This is a genomic window from Bacillus sp. FSL W7-1582, from assembly GCF_038593325.1.
In the GTDB taxonomy this organism is placed as follows: Bacteria; Bacillota; Bacilli; order Bacillales; family Bacillaceae; genus Bacillus; species Bacillus altitudinis.
On the sequence record NZ_CP151987.1, the window covers coordinates 2,160,240 to 2,178,678 of the forward strand.

Annotated in this window: 17 protein-coding genes and 1 other annotated feature (1 of these 18 running past the window's edge); of the genes, 5 read left to right on the forward strand and 12 right to left on the reverse strand. The window is 41.7% G+C overall.

The features are described 5' to 3' along the window. Positions 1–69 (forward strand) — a binding site (T-box leader); it begins 143 nt to the left of the window's first position. 41 nt (positions 70–110) lie between these two features. Continuing rightward, on the forward strand, positions 111–938 hold the full coding sequence (proC, locus tag NSQ11_RS11075) for a pyrroline-5-carboxylate reductase (RefSeq protein WP_008342285.1): 828 nt from the start codon (positions 111–113) through the stop codon (positions 936–938). A gap of 35 nt (positions 939–973) precedes the next feature. On the opposite strand, the gene NSQ11_RS11080 is transcribed toward proC, so the two are convergent. Both NSQ11_RS11080 and NSQ11_RS11085 read right to left on the reverse strand, forming a co-directional pair. After that, on the reverse strand, positions 974–1,465 hold the full coding sequence (locus NSQ11_RS11080; protein ID WP_035390754.1) for a DinB family protein: 492 nt from the start codon (positions 1,463–1,465) through the stop codon (positions 974–976). A 112-nt stretch (positions 1,466–1,577) separates the two neighbouring features. Continuing rightward, the gene (locus NSQ11_RS11085; RefSeq protein WP_058214168.1) at positions 1,578–3,191 is read right to left on the reverse strand and encodes a M20/M25/M40 family metallo-hydrolase; all 1,614 of its coding nucleotides are present in this window, start codon (positions 3,189–3,191) and stop codon (positions 1,578–1,580) included. A gap of 140 nt (positions 3,192–3,331) precedes the next feature. Between NSQ11_RS11085 and namA the strand changes: the two genes are divergently transcribed. Both namA and NSQ11_RS11095 read left to right on the forward strand, forming a co-directional pair. Further along, entirely contained in the window at positions 3,332–4,348 is a 1,017-nt protein-coding gene (namA, locus tag NSQ11_RS11090; RefSeq protein WP_342501105.1) for an NADPH dehydrogenase NamA, read from the forward strand. A 119-nt stretch (positions 4,349–4,467) separates the two neighbouring features. Next, positions 4,468–5,232, forward strand: a complete 765-nt coding sequence (locus NSQ11_RS11095) for an alpha/beta hydrolase (RefSeq protein ID WP_212338148.1) — start codon at positions 4,468–4,470, stop codon at positions 5,230–5,232. A 44-nt stretch (positions 5,233–5,276) separates the two neighbouring features. On the opposite strand, the gene NSQ11_RS11100 is transcribed toward NSQ11_RS11095, so the two are convergent. Both NSQ11_RS11100 and rnz read right to left on the reverse strand, forming a co-directional pair. Further along, positions 5,277–6,584, reverse strand: a complete 1,308-nt coding sequence (locus NSQ11_RS11100; protein ID WP_008342274.1) for an aminotransferase class I/II-fold pyridoxal phosphate-dependent enzyme — start codon at positions 6,582–6,584, stop codon at positions 5,277–5,279. A gap of 139 nt (positions 6,585–6,723) precedes the next feature. Further along, the gene (gene rnz / locus NSQ11_RS11105) at positions 6,724–7,653 is read right to left on the reverse strand and encodes a ribonuclease Z (protein ID WP_074041963.1); all 930 of its coding nucleotides are present in this window, start codon (positions 7,651–7,653) and stop codon (positions 6,724–6,726) included. Positions 7,654–7,875: 222 nt separating this feature from the next. On the opposite strand from rnz, the gene zwf reads away from it, so the two are divergent. After that, positions 7,876–9,351: a glucose-6-phosphate dehydrogenase gene (zwf, locus tag NSQ11_RS11110; RefSeq protein WP_008342269.1), complete on the forward strand. Its 1,476-nt coding sequence runs from the start codon at positions 7,876–7,878 to the stop codon at positions 9,349–9,351. Positions 9,352–9,399: 48 nt separating this feature from the next. Here zwf and NSQ11_RS11115 read toward each other — a convergent pair whose 3' ends face one another. The 5 genes from NSQ11_RS11115 to NSQ11_RS11135 all read right to left on the reverse strand — a co-directional run bounded on the left by NSQ11_RS11115 (position 9,400) and on the right by NSQ11_RS11135 (position 13,707). Further along, a complete protein-coding gene (locus NSQ11_RS11115) occupies positions 9,400–10,122 on the reverse strand; it encodes a GntR family transcriptional regulator (RefSeq protein ID WP_017357941.1) in 723 nt (240 codons plus the stop codon). A 175-nt stretch (positions 10,123–10,297) separates the two neighbouring features. After that, positions 10,298–11,704 carry a glycoside hydrolase family 1 protein gene (locus tag NSQ11_RS11120; RefSeq protein ID WP_056705209.1) on the reverse strand — a complete coding sequence of 469 codons (1,407 nt, stop codon included), beginning with the start codon at positions 11,702–11,704 and terminating at the stop codon, positions 10,298–10,300. Then, a complete protein-coding gene (celB, locus tag NSQ11_RS11125) occupies positions 11,688–13,034 on the reverse strand; it encodes a PTS cellobiose transporter subunit IIC (RefSeq protein WP_007501108.1) in 1,347 nt (448 codons plus the stop codon). The genes NSQ11_RS11120 and celB overlap by 17 nt, the downstream gene beginning before the upstream one ends. A 25-nt stretch (positions 13,035–13,059) precedes the next feature. Continuing rightward, a complete protein-coding gene (locus NSQ11_RS11130) occupies positions 13,060–13,392 on the reverse strand; it encodes a PTS lactose/cellobiose transporter subunit IIA (RefSeq protein WP_017357943.1) in 333 nt (110 codons plus the stop codon). A 3-nt stretch (positions 13,393–13,395) separates the two neighbouring features. Further along, positions 13,396–13,707, reverse strand: coding sequence for a PTS sugar transporter subunit IIB (locus NSQ11_RS11135; protein WP_017367558.1), 312 nt, complete (start codon positions 13,705–13,707; stop codon positions 13,396–13,398). A 437-nt stretch (positions 13,708–14,144) separates the two neighbouring features. On the opposite strand from NSQ11_RS11135, the gene NSQ11_RS11140 reads away from it, so the two are divergent. Continuing rightward, the gene (locus tag NSQ11_RS11140; protein WP_342501106.1) at positions 14,145–15,143 is read left to right on the forward strand and encodes a hypothetical protein; all 999 of its coding nucleotides are present in this window, start codon (positions 14,145–14,147) and stop codon (positions 15,141–15,143) included. A 113-nt stretch (positions 15,144–15,256) separates the two neighbouring features. Here NSQ11_RS11140 and NSQ11_RS11145 read toward each other — a convergent pair whose 3' ends face one another. The 3 genes from NSQ11_RS11145 to gndA all read right to left on the reverse strand — a co-directional run bounded on the left by NSQ11_RS11145 (position 15,257) and on the right by gndA (position 18,430). Continuing rightward, complete coding sequence (locus tag NSQ11_RS11145; protein ID WP_017367560.1) at positions 15,257–16,042, reverse strand: SDR family oxidoreductase; 786 nt, start codon at positions 16,040–16,042, stop codon at positions 15,257–15,259. A gap of 14 nt (positions 16,043–16,056) precedes the next feature. Beyond that, on the reverse strand, positions 16,057–16,902 hold the full coding sequence (locus tag NSQ11_RS11150; RefSeq protein WP_035390999.1) for a GRP family sugar transporter: 846 nt from the start codon (positions 16,900–16,902) through the stop codon (positions 16,057–16,059). Between the two features lie 118 nt (positions 16,903–17,020). Then, entirely contained in the window at positions 17,021–18,430 is a 1,410-nt protein-coding gene (gndA, locus tag NSQ11_RS11155; RefSeq protein WP_035390773.1) for an NADP-dependent phosphogluconate dehydrogenase, read from the reverse strand. Positions 18,431–18,439 lie beyond the last annotated feature (9 nt).

An 18,439-nucleotide genomic window follows, 5' to 3' on the forward strand; every position in this document is an offset into this window, starting at 1 on the left:
ACTAGAGCTGAGTATGTATGATTGCATGCTAATTGAGGGTGGTACCGCGAAAAACCTTTCGTCCTTTGCAGACGAGAGGTTTTTTTATTTTCTACAAGGAGGAGCAGCTTATGAGTAAAATTGGATTTATTGGTGCAGGCTCAATGGCCGAGTCTATGATTAAAGGTCTTTTAAAGAGCGGCATTATGTCAAATGAAGATATCATTGTCACAAATAAAACAAATGAAAAACGATTAGAAGAATTACATGCACGTTATGGAGTCAAAACAGATTTCGCGCGTTCCTTTATTTATGAAGAAGCCGATATGCTGGTGTTTGCTTTAAAACCAAAAGATGCGGAAAGTGGCATTTCTGAAGTAAGGCCCCATTTAAATGGACAGCTGATTATTTCTATTTTAGCGGGCATTTCTATTGAAACCATTCAGCATTATGCTGGCGCAAAAACGGCGGTGGTTCGTGCGATGCCAAATACATCAGCAGCCATACAACAATCAGCTACCGGCATTGCTGTCAGTGATGAAGTCACAGAGGCGCAAAAGGAAAAAGCAGTTCAACTGTTTGAAACGATCGGTCATGTGACGGTTTTAGATGAATCACAGCTGAATGCGGTCACAGCCATTGCAGGCAGCGGTCCTGCCTTTATTTATCATTTGATTGAAGGAATGGAGCGAGGTGCATCGGAACTTGGGATGGACCAAGAGACAGCGAAATTGCTCATTTGTCAAATGATTGCAGGCGCTGCAAATATGCTTCAGGATAGCGGTAAGGAACCTGCTGAATTGCGCAAAGAAATTACGAGCGAAGGTGGAACGACAGAAGCAGGACTGAATACCCTTGCTTCCTATCAATTTGAAGAAGCAATTGTCGATTGTGTGAAAACAGCGACAAAACGCGCAGCAGAATTAAACGACATGTTTTCAGCGAGTACGTATAAGTAAGTGAGAAAAGCACCTGCCTTGATGACAGGTGCTTTTCATCTATCACTCGATGCTCTCATGGACATGATGGCTTTGATTTGATCGAGGTGATGAATTTCATGTAAAGCAATGGTTTCAGCTAAAATTTGGACTGTCATCATCCCTTCTTCAGGATGGAGGCCTGAAAAATCCCATGTATCCTTTTCTAATAGCTGCAGTGTTTTGTTTCTGCTTTCTTTTAGGCGTTCAATCAATGCACTGACCTCTTGTGCGGTATACATTTCATAAGCTCTTCCCTTCACATATATCTCTGGATCATATGATGCGAAAAGCGTGTGCTCATTTGATATTGCCTGCTCTATCCGCTCTGACCAGACTTCTTCTGTATCATACAAATGTCCAACAATTTGTTTAATCGACCACTTGCCTTCCCCAAAAGATTCATCTAATGTAGCCTCATCACATGTCCATACTAACTCCTCAAGCTTACGCAAACTCTCATGAAGTGATCTCATGATCTCTGTTTTTGTTAGTACTCCTGTTTTCACTCTCACAATCCCCCTTCAAATATGTAAGTATTATTCTATATCATACTCTATTTCTTTAGACAGAAGGTGATTGATATCAAGAAAAGCCCTATCATGACGATAGAGCTTTCACTTAATTCTTTTCTAATAAAGCATGAATTGTTGATTGTAAGAGCGACGGCAAAACGCCAAAAGAGAATGGGACATGCAGCCGTTCTGTCCATTTGTGCGCATCCTTTCCTAATGGACCAACGTTGATGACAGGAACGTTAAGAGCTTCTTTTTCTCCTTGTGGTAACGAGTAACCTTTTTGGTATAGCGGCATGTTGGCTGTATAATCCTCTATATCTTGATTTTCAAGCTGTAAGTAGCTTAAATCAGATAAACCAGGAAAATATTTGACTTCTTCTACTTCGATTCCATAGATCTCTTTTGCTTCTCTTTGAATCTTCTTTAAGGTCGTTTGAATATGCAGATCATCTGTTGAAGAAACAGATGGGTAAAATGGCGGACTATAAAACAACACAATCAGTGCTCCATCTTCCTTACAAAGGGTCGTCAGTTCTGATACAATTTTGGTTGAAAAATCACGATCCCCTAGCTCACCCCGGTTGGCAAAGGCGTAGTTGACAATTCGCTCGACCTCCTGCTTGCCGGATCGTTCAGCAGCTTTTTCGTACAGCTCATGATACGTTAACACCGTGATGTTTGTATCGATGGGTGTAAAATGTTTAAAGCGTTGAAATGCAGCGGTTTTCTGTTTGAGATTGGCTTCGATTTGGGCTGCTGCTTGTTTCGCAGTTTCATAGAGGAGCCCGTGAAGCTCTTCACTAGAGCGGTTCATCATCAGCACATTAAATAAAGAAACAGCCGTGTGAGGCGTTTGAACAGAGTAAGCTTCTTTCAAATCCTTTTGCATCAAATTGGTCGGAGGTGGTGTCACTTCACCATCTACTTCCTCACAATAATCACTATTCAGTTCTAACAGCCTGTTTAATTCAGATACCATAAAATTTGCATTTAATCCTGAGAAGGGCTCACCTACATGTGTTTCAATTCCTTTGCAGAAAAATCCCGCAAGTACCTTCCCTATACTACCTGTATAGATGTATTGGTGCGCATCCCCGGGATACTTTTCAAACATCGGCTCACTGTTTAAACACGCGGTATAATCAAGGTCATACTTCTGCTTGAGCTCCTTTAGTTTCGGAACAGCCTCCAGCATCCCCTGTGAATTCACTTCTTCATCTGGCACTGTGACGAGCAGAATATTTCCTTCAAACCTCCCCGCCATGGCTCTTTCTAGCATGGAAAGCTGGACAGTCAGGCCTGCTTTCATATCCATGGACCCTCGTCCAAACAGCCAGTCACCTGAAGCTAAATCCTCTCTTGCCCTTTTTGGAAGAAGTGCACTTTTTTGAGAAAAGGACGCCATTAACTCTTCGGGCTTACACGCCATATTTTGAAATTCTCCGTAATCCTCTGTATCCACGACATCAAAATGGCTGAGGAGTAAAACAGTACGTGGCAACGTACTTCGTTTGACAAGTGCCGTTAAAAAATACCGGCCATCTTTCATTGGATGCAAAGCCAAGTGATCAGGATGCTGTTCAAAATACGGCCGCTCCCTCAGCAAGTAATATAAATATTCCGCTAATGCGACTTCTCCCGTTGTACCAGATATGCTTTCATACTGCATAAGAGCTGTGAGTAGCTCCTTTAGTTCACTTTCCGTTTGCCATTTCATCCGTTTATCCCCCTTTGATGTCCATATCTTTCATTATACAAAATCATGTACAAAAGCTATATGGTTTGAGCACCTTTTATGACGAATGTTTGAATGGCTGTTATAATCGGCTATACCATTCTATGAGGAGGCGAAGGTAATTGGAAACAAAGCTTTTTTCACCTTGGACATTAAAAGGTGTCACACTCAAAAACCGCATCGTCATGTCCCCGATGTGTATGTATTCATCCTATGACCGTGATGGAAAATTACAGCCTTTCCACTTTGCACATTATATTTCCCGTGCGCAAGGTCAGGCCGGATTAATTATGGTCGAGGCAAGTGCTGTTTCACCTGAGGGAAGAATTAGTGATCAGGACCTCGGAATTTGGAGTGATGAGCACATTGAAGGATTTGCCTCATTAAACGAACAAATCAAAGCGTACGGAACAAAAACGGCCATCCAGCTAGCCCATGCAGGACGCAAGGCTGAGCTAGATGGTGACATTCTTGCTCCATCCAGCATTCCATTTGACGAGCAATCTAAAACACCTCTTGAGATGTCTATCGATCAAATAAAAGACACAGTTCAGGCATTTCAAGATGCCGCTGTCCGCGCCAAACAAGCTGGATTTGACATCATTGAGATTCATGGTGCGCATGGCTATTTGATTAACGAATTTCTCTCACCGCTTGCCAATCACCGGACAGATGAATATGGCGGTTCACCAGAAAATCGTTATCGCTTCTTGAGAGAAGTGGTTGAGGCAGTCAATGAAGTGTGGGATGGACCATTATTTGTCCGTGTATCCGCTTCTGATTACACAACAAAAGGACTAGATATTGCAGATTATATTGGCATTGCCGCATGGCTGAAAGAGCAAGGAGTCGATCTAATTGATGTGAGCTCAGGCGCTGTGGTGCAAGCCAGTATTAAAACATTCCCCGGCTACCAAGTCACCTTTGCTGAGAAAATAAGAGAAGGTGCCGGCATCCAAACAGCCGCTGTCGGTATGATCACATCTGGTGTACAGGCCGAAGAAATTTTACAAAATCAGCGTGCTGACTTGATCTTTATCGGCAGAGAATTTTTACGGGATCCGTATTTCCCAAAAACAGCCGCTAAAGAGCTTCGTACATCCATCGAAAGCCCGCGCCAATACGATCGTGCTTGGTAACATCTTTAAGCAAAAAGGTGTCTATTTTTTGAAATAGGCATCTTTTTTGTTTTTAAGAGAAACATCTTTGCCTTTTGTGCCGTCTTTTAGCTAAAGAACCACTTAGAGGAGATGGAAGAATGAACTCGGCATTGATTGAAAGAACGTATCATATAGATGGACATCACTTTTATACAAGGCATCGTCAAGGGAAAAAGGAAGCCACCATTATTTTTGAAGCAGGATATGGAATTTCAGGCGATACGTGGGCGAATATCGCTCGTGATATTGACCCAGAGCTTGGTGTTTTCTTATATGACCGTTTAGGCAATGGAAAAAGCAGCGAAAGCAAAGAAGGAAGAACTTTGCATGATCTTGCGGATGATTTAGATACACTCTTACATCAAGCCAATATTCAGCCGCCATTTCTCATTGTGGCGCACTCATTTGGCTCTCTTGTCAGCCGCTTATGGGCAAGCCGCAGAAAAGAAGATGTTATCGGTATGGTCCTTCTAGACCCAGCAAGTGAGGAGCAAGAGCAGGTCATTCTGCCGCTCTTATCAAAGGAAGAACACACTTCATATATGGCGCAGTTCACAGCAGAATGTACACATGAGGACTTTGAGCAAATGCTGCGTACGACCAAAGAGGAGCAAACGCATTATGGGATGATGCCCCTTCTTGTCATTTCATCAGGCAAAAGCCGCTTGTTTCATCCAGCACATGAAGCTTGGCTGAGGCTCCATAAACGAATGCTCACATTGTCATCCCAAAGCGGATGGATTCAGGCGCAGAACAGCTCGCACTATATTCATCACGATGAACCACATATTGTGCAGCTTGCGATTTATGATGTATGGTGTGCAGCAAAACAGCCTGCCACTTATTATCAAACAGCCAACTAAAAACAAAAACTCCTTGACCGGACATCAGTCAAGGAGTTTTTTCGTTATACCGTTGGTGCTGATTGACTTTTCTCAGACAGCAGCTTTTCAATGCTGACAAGCTGAACGCATAACGTAAAGATGTCAATCGCCTGCTCTAGTTCTTCAAGCGTTGGGAACGTTGGCGCAATACGGATGTTACGATCAAGCGGGTCGTTACCATAAGGATATGTCGCCCCTGCACCTGTTAGTGTCACACCGGCTTCTTTCGCTTTTTGCACAACAGCTTTTGCACAATGATCGAGTGTATTTAAGCTAATAAAATATCCGCCATTTGGTTTGTGCCACTCAGCGATGCCTGTTCCACCAAGCTTTTCATCAAGGATCGAAAGAACGAGGTCAAATTTCGGCTTAATAATCGCTGCATGCTTTTTCATATGTTCCTTCAATCCTTCTGGATTCTTGAAGAAACGAAGGTGTCTTAATTGATTGATTTTATCTGGCCCAATGGTTTGAACTGATAGCTGTTTTTGAATAAAGCTGACGTTGTCCTGACTAGATGCCATCAGTGCAACACCCGAGCCTGGGAACGTAATTTTAGAAGTAGAGGCGAACATAAACACACGGTTTGCATGTCCTGCTTTGTCTACTGCTTGAAAAATATCTTTTAACGTATCAGGCGTATCTGTTAGATGGTGGACTGCATAGGCATCATCCCAAAAAATACGGAAGTCGTCTGCTTTTGTCTGCATGGAAGCAAGACGGTCAACAACCTCATCTGAATACGTAATGCCGTCAGGGTTACTATATTTCGGTACACACCAAATCCCTTTGATGGCTTCATCTTCTGCAACCAATTTTTCTACCTGATCCATGTCAGGTCCATCCGACTTCATATCTACCGTAATCATCTCTATGTTAAAATGCTCACAAATGGCAAAATGACGATCATACCCTGGGCTTGGTGCAAGGAATTTTACCTTTGGAAGCTCTCCCCAAGGTGTTTTGCTGCCATATACGCCGTGAGTCATAGCACGTGCAATCGCGTCGTGCATCATATTCAGACTAGAATTACCGCCAATGATGATTTGTTCTGGCTTCAGGTTGAGCACACTTGCAAAAAATTTCTTTGTTTCAGGAAGGCCTGTCAAGCCGCCATAGTTTCGCACATCTGTACCATCCTCAGCTGTCATTGCATCCTTTGATGTCACGACATCGAGCATGCCCATAGATAAATCGAGCTGTTTTGGTGAAGGTTTCCCTCTAGACATGTCTAAGTGTAAGTTTTTACTTTTGTACGTTTCATATTCTTTTTGTCGTGCTGCATATAGGTCATTTAATTCTGCTTCACTTAACGCTGTAAAACCGCTCATCTTTGATTGTGCCTCCCGTATTCTTCATAGTGTAATTCGTCATTTGTTTTTTCTTCACCATTTTACCACTACCTTAAAAAGAGCGTCATCATAAATATCAAAAAAATCACACAACTATTTTTGACGATTCATCCAATTTTTACAGGGTACGGTCAATAGGAAAAGAAAAGAAATCATGTGCAGCTTCAGTCAGCGGGAATATATCGCGGGCTTCTTTGAGTAATTGTTTCAGTGACTCTTCCCCTTGGTACCGTGCACTAATATGGGTCAAAATCAGTCTTTTTGCGCCTGCTTCCTGCGCTGTTTTTGCTGCCTGTTCTGTCGTACTGTGATAATAATTATAGGCTAGTTCTGCATCTTCTTTCCCAAATGTTGCTTCATGGACTAACACATCCGCATTCTTGGCAAGCCTTGTTATATTCTCGCACAAACGGGTATCTCCTGAAAATGCAACGATTCTCCCTTTTTTAGGGGGTTCCAAATAATCGGTTCCATCAATCATTCTTCCATCTTCGAGTGTAACGGTTTCCCCATTTTTCAACTTCTGATACAAAGGTCCAGGTTTTACACCGATTTTTTTTAGGTCTTCGGCTTTTAGTGCACCGGGTACATCTTTTTCCACGACCCGATAACCGTAAGCTGGGATCCCATGAGACACTCGTTTTGCTTCTACTTGAAAGGTATCATCTTCAAAAACGATCCCTTCCTCTATTTCTATGATATGCAGCGGATAAGTCAAATGCGTTTGTGTCGCTGAAAGTGCCGCGTTTACAAAAGCTTTAATGCCGCTTGGACCATATATCGTCAATTCATCCTCTCCGCCTTGAAAGGACCTGCTGCCAAGCAGACCCGGGAGACCATATACATGATCACCGTGCATATGCGTGATAAAGATCTTCTCAATTTTTCTTGGTTTAATCGTTGTATGTAATATTTGATGCTGCGTCGCTTCTCCGCAATCAAAAAGCCACACGGCTTTTCTCTCTTCTAAAAGCTTCAGCGCAGTGCAAGTGACGTTTCTTGTTTTTGCAGGAATGCCTGCACCTGTTCCTAAAAAGAGCAGTTCCATTACGATTTCCTCCTACAGCCGGTATACAATCTCTTCATTCATATAGAATACATGAAGACAGGATAAATGTGAATTCAGCGGAATTTTTGAAAAAAGTCAAACTTGGGCAGAAAAAGTCGAATCAAATGTTTGCTTTACGAACAATGAACCTTTAAAATAAAGAAAATGTACATACATTCTCGGTTTTTACAACAATGCTACGAATAAAGTGAGGTACTTTTCGTGAATACAGAAACTAACTATCCAAAAGCAGTCATTGTCATCTTTGGCGCAACAGGAGACCTTGCAAAACGCAAGCTCTACCCTTCTATACATAGACTTTATCATAGCGGAAAGCTTGGAGATCAATTCGCTGTTGTAGGTGTTGGACGTCGTCCTTGGTCTCATGAAGACCTAAGAGCTGTGGTAAAAGAATCAGTCTCTTCTGATGATGCAGAAGCAAAAGCAGAGGAATTTATTTCTCATTTCTATTACCATGATTTTGATGTTTCAAGTCCCGCTTCCTATCAAGCACTGAACACACTTCTTTCTGGTCTTGAAGATACATACAGTATCCCGAATAACCGGATGTTCTATTTAGCGATGGCACCAGAATTCTTCGGAACCATTGCGAAGTTTTTAAAAAGCGAAGGCGTATCAGAAACGACTGGATGGTCTCGACTTGTTATTGAAAAACCGTTTGGTCATGACCTGCCTAGTGCCAAAACATTAAATGAAGAGATCCGAGATGCATTTACAGAGGATCAAATTTATCGTATTGACCACTACCTCGGTAAACAGATGGTGCAAAACATTGAGGTGATTCGTTTTGCGAATGCGATCTTTGAACCGCTTTGGACAAACCGCTATATTTCAAACATTCAAATCACATCGAGTGAATCATTAGGCGTCGAAGACCGTGCGAGATATTACGAGAGTTCTGGTGCACTGAGAGATATGGTCCAAAACCATATGCTTCAAATGGTTGCACTACTAGCCATGGAGCCGCCGATTAAGCTCAATACAGAGGAAATCCGTAGCGAAAAACGGAAAGCATTGCGTGCGCTTCGTCCTTTCTCGAAAGATGAAGTGGATCAATTCTTTGTCCGCGGACAGTATGATGCAGGAACGATTGATGGCAATATGGTTCCTTCCTATCTTGAAGAGCAAAATGTGGACCCAAACTCCAACACAGAAACATTCGTTGCAGGAAAACTTCTCATCGATAACTTTAGATGGGCCGGGGTACCATTTTACATTCGTACAGGAAAACGTCTAGAAAAGAAATCCACTCAAATCGTGGTGCAATTTAAAGACATTCCGATGAACCTGTACTACGGAAACGGGAATTCCATGCATCCAAACTTACTTGTGATTCACATTCAGCCAGACGAAGGCATCACCCTTCACCTGAATGCTCGCAAGCTTGATGGCGGAACGTATGCTAAACCAATTAAGCTTGACTATCAAACAAATTACAACGACATCATGAATACACCAGAAGCGTATGAAAAGCTAATTCATGACTGTTTGCTAGGTGACGCAACAAACTTTGCCCACTGGGATGAAGTGGCACTGTCTTGGAACTTTGTTGATCCAATTTCAGAAAAATGGGCTGAAACCAAAACGTTAAAACCAAATTATCCTGCTGGTTCTATGGGACCAAAAGAAGCAGATCAGCTTCTTGAAAAAGATGGATATCACTGGTGGAATATATAAAATAACAAAAAAGAGCAGTCTCCCGATTGAGGGGGTTCTGCTCTTTTTTTAAAGTCGTGTTTTCGTAATTTCAACCGTTGAAAAATCAAATTTATCATAGCGATGATGGCTAAAGGAATATTCAAACGGCCGACCTGTGTTTAAATAAGCCACCTGCTCCACTTCTAGCACTGGATCCGTAGGGTCACAGCCTAAATATTGCTGATCAAGCTGATCTGATTTAGCCGCTCTAATTTTTTTGTGCGCTCCTGCCACTTTTAAATGAAGTGTGTTTGTAATGTAGCTATAGATAGACCCCAATAAAACCTCTTCATCTATTCCTTTAATGACATTGACAGGCATAAAGGTTTTTTCTAATACATATGGCTCTTCTTCCACCAAACGGAGCCGAATAATGTCATAGACGGGTGTGCTTGAGTCAATGGATAAATGAGCTGCCACCTCTTCACTTGGAAAATGCACATCAAAGCGAATGATTTGGCTCGTCACGTTTTTATCTGCCATCACTTTCGTGAACCCTTTATTTTCATGACCTGATACGTTGATCGCACCTTGATTTAGTGCTGCCTTCACAATAAATGTGCCATGACCTCTTTTTCTAAAGAGCAGACCTTCCGCCACTAAAAGATCGAGCGCACGCTTCATCGTCATTCTGCTGCATTTAAATTCAGCGGCAAGCGAGTTTTCATCTGGAATGGGTTGATCTTCTGGATAATATGCTGTTCCTATTCTTTTTCTAATTTCTTCTGAAATGAGTTCGTACTTTGTCATCTCACACCACCAACTGACTTGTTTTTTCATATCCTATTATAGCGCTTTCTAGCCTTCCTCTCATTCTACACTAAGCCTAGTGCGCTTAAAAGGTTCGAGCCACTTTCATTTCAACCCTTTCATCTTTACATAAGAAAAATACTTGCCCTTTTCAAGGAAAGAGCAAGTATCTTGATTAGAAACCATTATTCTCTGAAACCGATTGAAACCAGTAGCCACTTTTTTTGATGGTACGTTTCCCGTCTTTCTCAAGGTCCACTGAGACAAATCCATAGCGATTTTTATAGGCATTCGACCATGACCAATTATCCATAAACGTCCACAGATGATAGCCTTTTACATGACTTCCTTCTTGAATGGCTTGATGCACCCATTTAAGATGCTCAGAAATAAAATCAATGCGGTAATCGTCATGAATCATTCCTTCTTCATCCTGAAACCGCTCTTCTCCTTCAACACCCATTCCATTTTCAGAAATAAAGCATTCAATATTCCCATAGTCTGTCTGGACTTTTTTCAATATATCGTAAATACCCTTTTCATAGATTTCCCAGCCGCGGTACACATTCATTTTTCTGCCCGGCATTTCAAAAGAATCGAAATAATGGTCTGGCATAAATGGTGCATCAGGGTGAGGCATATGTTCCTTTGCTTTCACTCTTCTGGGCTGATAATAGTTGATGCCGAGAAGGTCGATCGTGTTCTCTTGAATGAGTTCAAGGTCTCCTTCCTCCATAGCTGGCATCAATCCTTCTTTCTTTAACACGTCCACTAGCTTTTCAGGGAAATGTCCTTTCACTGCTGGATCTAGGAAGGACCGGTTAAAGAAGGCGTCAGCCATCTCAGCTGCTTCGACATCCCGCGGATTCTGGCTTCGCGGATACGAAGGAGTAAGGTTGAGGATAATGCCTATTTTCCCATCCTGCTTCATCTCTTTATAAGCCGCAATGGCCTTAGCATTTGATAAAATCTCATGAAATCCAACTTGCACTGCCTTTTGGAAATCAACTTCGTTTGGATAATGGAAGCTATACATATATCCACCCTCTACAGGAACAATCGGCTCGTTATGGGTAAACCATTTTTTCACCCGGTCGCCAAATAGCTGAAAACACAATGTCGCATAGCTGACATAATCGTCTACGACCTGCCTGTTTACCCATCCTCCCGTCTCCTGAAGCGCCATTGGCATATCAAAATGATACAAGTTCACAAACGGTTCAATGTCACTCGCTATCAGTTCATTGATCACATCATTGTAAAAAGCCACAGCTTCTTCATTAACAGCCCCTTTTCCCTCAGGTAAAAGGCGTGACCATGAAATAGATAGACGAAACGAGTTGTGCCCAATCTCCTTCATGAGTCGGATATCCTCTTTGTATTTACGATAAAATTGCGAGGTCACAGCTGGACCGACGCCCTGAAAAAAACGATTCGGCTCTTTTTCAAACCAGTGATCCCAAATGTTCGGTCCCTTTCCATCTCCTGGATAACTGCCTTCTGTTTGCGTAGCAGAGGCAGAAGATCCCCACCAGAAACCTTCTGGAAATGTATATGATTGACTGTTAGTTTCCATCGACATGTATTGAGTCTCCTTCACCTTTGATGTTTGTTTGTTTCGTTTTTTCTGTCGTGACTATTTTTTCATTTTTCACATTCATACGATCAATAAATTTTAGGAACGGGAACCAAATAACAAACACAATCATTAAATTAAACAGCTGAAGCAGACCGCCCGCTAATGAATTTGTTGCCATGACTCCGCTAATAAAGATCGGTACTGTCCATGGAATATTCACGCCTGTCGGAGGCGGCACAATACCTGCAGCCATCGCAAAATAAGAAATACAAGTAATCACCATTGGCGCCAAAATCCATGGAATGAGAATAAGCGGGTTCATCACAATCGGTAAACCGAAGATAATGGGTTCATTGACGTTAAATAAACCTGGTCCTAAGCCGAGCTTTGCTACTTGTTTCAATTGCTTACTTTTAAGAAAAATTAAAATCGTAAACACAACAGCTAGCGTCATACCGGTTCCACCCATACCCACTGTATAGATTTCGATAAACTGCTTGCTGATGATGTTCGGAACCTCACCTGTTTTTGTGTAGCTTTCTAGATTTTGAATGGACAATGTATTCCAAATCGGGTCCATGACAGAGTTGATAATAATTTGGCCGTGGAGCCCAAAGAACCAAAGAATTTGTATAAAGAAAATAGCGATCAAGGTCGGAATGATACCGCTTCCAAGTCCGACAAGCGGCGCCTGAATCGCATTGTAAATCAAGTCATGCATGTTGGTTTTGAACCCTTGTGTAATGATGATATTGATCAGTAGAAAGGTTGTGAGTGTCAAAGTAGCCGGGATGAGTGCAGCAAAAGACTTAGAAACAGCTGGCGGAACCCCTTGCGGCATATTGATGACAAATTTCTTTTGGACAAAATAGCGATAAATTTCAGCAGACAAAAAGCCTGTGATCATTCCAAGGAACATTCCCTTTGCGCCCAAACGATCGACTGGGATGACGCCTGCAATGGATGCACCGCCCTCTTGTTCTAGTAAAAATGGCGTAAGGAGCAGAAAAGAGGCTAAAGCGATCACACCGCCAAAGACAGCTTCCACATCATAGCTTTTCGATAAATAGTAGCCAATCCCAAATACAACAAACACACTCATAATGCTGATGGTCGCACTAGGTGCAATATTCAGTGCAGACTGAACACCTTCCAGTGCTGTTTGACTCATGATCTTATCTAAAAATGGCAAATTCATTAATACGACCATGATGGAACCAAAAATCGTTAATGGGAACGCAAGCATAAAGGCATCCCTTAAAACCCCTAGATAGCGATTGTTGTTCAATCTCCCAGCAATCGGAACCAAAATCGCACTTATTTTATCAAACATTGGTTTCCCCCCTTGTTTACACCCTTTATTGTTTCAGTGATTGCAATATCGGTAAGAGCTCTCCCACAAGCTCTTTTATTGTCATCGTTGACATGAAATGATCTTCGGCATGCATGAGCAGCAAGGAGAATGAAATCGTTTCTCCGCTTGCCTCTTGCTGTACCATTTGAAAATGAATATCATGTGCATTCCGCAAATCATCTTCCGCTTCTTTGAGAAGGTCAGATGCTACTGTTTCATGACCTTCTCTAAATTGTTTAAGAGATTGAAGCAATTTGCTTCGTGCATTTCCGCTGTGTAAGATCAATTGAAAACTGATTTGTTCTTCCGTGAGTCCTTCGAGTGTTTTCTTTTCCATCCTTTAAGATTCCCCCATCAATGAAACCGCTTGTTCATACGCTTTTTGTCCATCTGCTAGCCCATACGCCTGCATATCGATGACCTCTACTTCAATCCCATATTTTTGAGCTTCTTTTTGAAGATCCCCTTTTAAAAAGCTCATTTGCGGTCCAATTAATACAACATCGGCATGTGCCATTTCTTTTTTCGCTTGGTCTTGTCCGACTGCCCAAATCTCTGCTTCTTCCCCTATAGACTCAGCATGTGCCTTCATCTTTGTGACTAGTAAACTCGTAGACATACCTGAACTGCATGCTAATAAAATACGTTTCATTTCTCTCACCCCATTGTTGTAATAAAAGCGCTTCCAGTTAATATTATATATTTTTATTTTTAAATGTCTAGACATTTAATTATATATGTCTGTATTTTATTTTAAAAATGACCGTATCAATACTCACAACAAGCTTTCAGAACAAAAAAGATCTCATCCAGATATGAACGAGACCCCTTTTCTTTTAAAAAATACTCTCCGAATGAACCATAAAGTAGCTTCTTCTTCTGAAGACAGTCTTTGAGAACTTTGTTAAAATAAGTGCTAATGACTTAGCTCATTCAAAAACCCAATTTTTCATCCCATAAATCATGAGAAGTAACTGCCCAGAGATGGAAACAGATTCTATTCCCACTCAATTTGATGGATAGGTAAACGTCTTTTGCTGCTACTTTTCGAATCTATTCATATCTTTGCAATCAAAAGGAGTGGATATCATGGCAGTCACTCATTTATGTGAAGCCTGTAAAAGAAACGAGATTGATGTTGTAAAAATTTCTGATGAACCAGCTCAGCCTTATCGTTTATGCAATGATTGTCACAGGCGGCTCTTAACCTATTCTTTACGTCCAATTGAATGGTATCACTTAGCGATCATCCACTCTCCAAAGAAATTTTTATTGCACGATGATTTTTATGAAGAAGACGGAGAGGCTTGTCAGCCAGAAGAAGATGTATTGGTCACAGCAGAAGAGAAAATACCCACATTACAAGCGGTTCAACACGATTTGGAGTCTTTATTAGATTTCTCAATCACAAGATGGTTTCTTCAATACGATGTCATCAATGCCCTGAAAAAACACGATACACAAAAAATGTTGATGTCTGTAAAATCTAGATTTTATGGAACGGAAAATCATGAAGTTAAATCAAGAATGCTGGAGATCGCAGCTGATGTTTTAGGTACTACAGCTTCGGATTGGGTAAGAGAGCTTTGGGAGAATGATGCCGATAAATTTTTTCATCCGCTTTCTTGGGCAGCAGCCAGTAGTTTACCAGCCGAGGAAGGAATGAGACGTATTTTTGATCAATTGAAATGTGTAAGTGAAAAGGAATTGCCAATGACGGCTCTCTCCAGCCTATATCGTTTCCGTTCACATCACATACTTGATTGGATGGAGTCTCATTGCTCCTCTTTTAACGACAGTTGGGGCAGGTTGGCATCAGCATGCTTTCCAACATGGCTCAGAATGAAATCTTGGCTAAACAAAGGAAGACCTTTCAGTTTAATTGCACTCGATACAATGGCGAACTGTCTAGCAGTTAAAAACGATCCATTTATCGAGGAGTTATCACCTAAAATACTTCGTACAGATATCAATGAAATAGAACCCATTTTATATGATTATCTTCAAAAAGATGGCGTTCCTCGTGTCAAAACGAAAGTAGGCATCATCGTGAAGAACAAAGAAGCCATATTTGAAAAAGGCGAATAAATGGATAAAAGCGTGTGCAATGTTTATGCTCACGCTTTTCACTAGCATGACAACATACTAGATCATAATTTGATGTTGTGTTATCCTCTGAGCCCAGCCCGTGTTCATCACGATTATCCTTTTCCTGCTTGGAATCCAGGGTACTTGGTCATACCGCCGTCTACATATAACGTCAACCCTGTCACATAGCTCGCCTCTTTTGATGCAAGCCAGACAGCACATGCTGCCACTTCTTCCGGTTTTCCGATATAACCAATCGGTATCAGCTCAATGACGCCCTTTTTCAATGCTGGATCATCAAATTTTTCGGCATTGATCGGGGTATCAATTGCACCTGGTGCAATGCTGTTTACACGAATTTTTTTAGGGGCATATTCTAGTGCCAGCGTTTCTGTCAAAAGCTTGGCGCCTCCTTTACTTGCTGCATAATGGACAAAATGAGGCCACGGAATTTGCTGATGGACCGACGACATATTAATAATCGACCCCTCGATCCCGTGTTCTGTCATATACTTTAATGCATCACGGCACCCTAAAAACATACCTGTTAAATTGGTGGACATCACTTTGTTCCAGTTATCTAGCGTCATTTCAGTTGAAGGAACTTCATTTTCAATTCCTGCATTATTGATCATGACATCAAGACTGCCATATGTATCAACAGCTTGATTAATCATCGCCTTCATATCCTCTTCTTTTGATACATCCCCTTGAATTTTCACAGCCTGTCCGCCACTTTTTTGAATCTCAGCAATCGTGTCGTCCGGGTTTTCTTTATCTGAGAAATAATTGATCACTACATTGGCTTTTTCTTGTCCAAACCGGCGCGCCATCGCCTGACCTATCCCTGTACCTGCTCCTGTGATGAGAACTGTTTTTCCTTCCAAATCTGGATACATTCGCTTAAAACCTCCTATTTTGTAAAACCTAGTAGCACACCACCTGCGATAATCATCAAGCAGCCTGCAATGACAAAGCTTGTTTTAGATGCTTTCTCTTTTAATAAATAAATACCGCCTAAAGTCGAGATGACAATTCCTGTTTGAGACATGGAAAAACTTACTGCTACGCCAATGAGTGGAATCGCCAAAAGAAGCCCTAGATTTCCTGTCGACCACACAAGACCAGCAATGATATTTCTGAACGTATATTTGCTAAACGGGTCTTGCTTTATACTAATCGCTAACGATGAAAGCAGCATGCCGACAGATTGCGGAACGAGCGCAGACCAACCATCTATATGAAACCATCTTAAAATGACGACATATCCGACGTAGCCTACGGTTGAGATGAGCAAAATGATGATTCCCTTTTTAAAATTGCCGCCCTCGTTTCCGCCACTCTTTTTTTGACCAAGTGATGTCATGACAACGCCAGCAATAATAAATAAAATGGCACAAGAACCAATAAGTATGACCGTCATAGTTTGCCATTCTTTGAAGACGATGACACCAAATAATGTCGTGCTCACAAGCTGCATACCCGTTGATAAAGGAACAGCCTTTGACACCCCTAGAAAAGCGACACTTGAAAGCTGATTCATTTGCCCTATACTCCAAAAGATCCCAGAGATAACGGAAACCGCAAAAATAAGCGGTGTCAGTTCCGGCATTTTGATCAAATAGGCGCCGATTGAAAACAAAAAAGCGCCGAGGGTAATGCCGAGTGTTTGCTGATAGGCATTCCCGCCAAGTTTGACACTGATGAGAACAATACTTCCCCAAAATATCGCTGGGAGAAGTGCATATAAAATGCCCACTTCTATCCCTACTTTCTGTTCTTTTTTACTTAGCATCCCTCTTTTTCGGATTTTTAGCCGAATAGATGTAAACACAAAAAAGACCTTACCAAAGGTAAGGTCTTTTGAGGTTTTATACTTATTTCATCCATTCAGTATGGAAGATGCCTTCTTTATCTGTGCGCTCATACGTATGTGCGCCGAAGTAGTCACGCTGTGCTTGAATTAAGTTAGCTGGAAGGACAGCTGTACGATAGCTATCAAAGTAAGCTAGTGCACTTGAGAATGAAGGAACAGGAACACCTTGTTCTACTGCAAGTGAAATCACTTTACGAAGTGATGATTGATAGCTTTCTACGATATCCTTAAAGTAAGGATCAAGCAATAGGTTTTTCAATTCAGGGTTACGGTCATATGCTTCTTTGATTTGCTGCAGGAAGGCTGCACGAATGATACATCCACCGCGGAAGATCATCGCAATTTCACCGTATTTCAAATCCCAGTTATACTCATCAGACGCTGCTTTCATTTGCGCAAAACCTTGTGCATATGAGCAGATTTTACTCATGAATAGGGCTTTTCTAACCGCTTCGATCAGCTCTTGTTTATTCTCTGCTGATTGCGCTGGCTTAGGACCTTCAATTAATTGACTTGCTTCAACACGCTCATCTTTCATTGCTGAAATGTAACGCGCGAAAACAGATTCAGTAATGATTGGAAGCGGAACACCTAGATCAAGAGAGCTTTGGCTCGTCCATTTCCCAGTTCCTTTTTGTCCAGCTTTATCTAAGATCACATCCACAAGCGGCTGATTTGTTTCTTCATCCACTTTTGTGAAAATGTCAGCTGTAATTTCAATTAAATAGCTGTCAAGCTCGCCTTTATTCCACTCTGAGAATACTTCATGAAGCTCCTCTGCTGACAATCCTGCCACATGCTTCAAGATAAAGTATGATTCAGAGATCAATTGCATGTCTCCGTACTCGATACCGTTATGAACCATTTTGACATAATGTCCTGCTCCATCTGGACCGATATACGTTGTACAAGGCTCACCATCTACTTTCGCAGAGATGGCTTCTAAAATTGGTTTCACTAGCTCGTGCGCTTCTTTTTGACCGCCAGGCATGATAGAAGGACCTTTAAGTGCGCCTTCTTCACCGCCAGAAACACCTGTACCAATGAAGTGAATACCACTTTCCGCAAGCTCTTGGTTACGTCTTTGTGTATCCTTGTAATATGTATTTCCACCATCAATTAAAATGTCACCTTTCTCTAGGTGAGGCAATAATGATTGAATGGTTGCATCTGTTGCTGCACCCGCTTTTACCATTAAAAGAATTTTACGCGGCGTTTCAAGCGATTGAACAAATTCTTCAATGCTGTATGTGCCTACAACGTTTTTCCCTTGTGATTCTTGAAGAAACTCTTCTGTTTTGCTGCTAGATCTGTTATAAACGGACACGGAGAAACCGCGGCTTTCAATATTTAGGGCAAGGTTTTTCCCCATAACGGCTAGTCCAACGACACCGATTTGTTGTTTTGACATAATTCTGAC